At 45.5% G+C, this 1,265-nt stretch carries 2 protein-coding genes; one reads left to right on the forward strand and one right to left on the reverse strand.

Annotation, left to right across the window (positions count from 1 at the left end; translation table 11 throughout):
* Positions 1-587: iron-sulfur cluster-binding domain-containing protein (locus tag R7E42_RS24490; protein WP_318073161.1), on the forward strand; the 587-nt coding region annotated here is incomplete at its 5' end.
* Positions 588-672: 85 nt separating this feature from the next.
* Here the strand turns inward: R7E42_RS24490 and nadE are convergent.
* A partial coding sequence (gene nadE, locus R7E42_RS24495; protein WP_318073162.1) for an ammonia-dependent NAD(+) synthetase occupies positions 673-1,265 on the reverse strand: 593 nt, incomplete at its 5' end.

A 1,265-nucleotide genomic window follows, 5' to 3' on the forward strand; every position in this document is an offset into this window, starting at 1 on the left:
AACTGAATGACGTGGTGTTTTATCATCAATGCCGTACTGAGCACGATATTCCATGTCGCTCAGAGTTAGAGCAATTAAAACGCGAACATTCAGGGCTGGAAGTGAAAATCTGTTTAACGCAACCAGCGGTGGATTGGTTTGGTCTTAAAGGGCGTTTAAGTCTGTCTCATATCAAGCAAATCAAAGACGTTGAACAACGACAAGTGTTTGTTTGTGGGCCTGATGGTTTCATGCAAAAAGCCAAAAACTTATTGTTGAAGAAAGGTTTGCCAGAGGCACATTATCATCAAGAAGCCTTTGGTGTTTCTGCTGTGGAAGCAAGACCAGAAAAAGAGGTTGAGATTGAATTCAATGGCTTGAAGATCCAAGGCAACAATCAAAAAACGCTTTTGGATCAGATTGAAGATGCAGGGAAAGTAGTGAGCAATAGCTGTCGTGCTGGCTTGTGCGGTGCGTGTAAGGTACAGCTCACATCAGGACAAGTTCATCACCCAGATGTACCAGCCTTGACGGATGAAGAACGCGCAATGGGAACGGTATTGGCGTGTTGCGCGATTCCAGAAACGGATGTCACGGTAACGGAATAACCGAGAAGGTGCGGCCACTAACCAACAAAAAACGCTGCTAATTTTAGCAGCGTTTTGAGTTTTAAAAGCGAGCAAAAAAGATCACTTAGTCGTAAATCGTTGGGATTGGCTGACGCTTGTGCTGAGTTGCTTTGTAAATCGAAACCAAACGATCGACAACTTGTTGAGAAACTGGTTTACCTTCCAAGAAGTCGTCAATCTGCTCATAAGTTAGGTTTAGTGCATCTTCATCTGCTTTCTGCGGAGCCAGTTCTTCTAGGTCTGCGGTTGGCACTTTCTTCACTAACACCTCTGGCGCGCCCAACGTTGCGGCTACTTCGCGCACTTGACGTTTGTTCAAACCAAATAGAGGGGCAAGGTCACACGCGCCATCACCAAACTTGGTGTAGAAACCAGTGATGTTTTCTGCAGAGTGGTCAGTACCTAACACCAAGCCACCGACGTAACCAGCGATCTCGTATTGAGCGATCATGCGAGCACGTGCTTTTACGTTACCTTTTACAAAGTCTACTTTTGCCGCGTCTTCTGGCATTAGCCCTGTGCCTTCTAGTGCAATATTAGAAGCGGCATGCATACCATCAACACCTTGTTTGATGTTCACAGAGATAGAATGCGTAGGTTTAATGAATGACAACGCCAATTGCGCTTCATCTTCGTCTTTTTGCTCACCGTAAGGCA

The organism is Vibrio sp. Vb1337, from assembly GCF_033338715.1.
Classification (GTDB): Bacteria; Pseudomonadota; Gammaproteobacteria; order Enterobacterales; family Vibrionaceae; genus Vibrio; species Vibrio alginolyticus.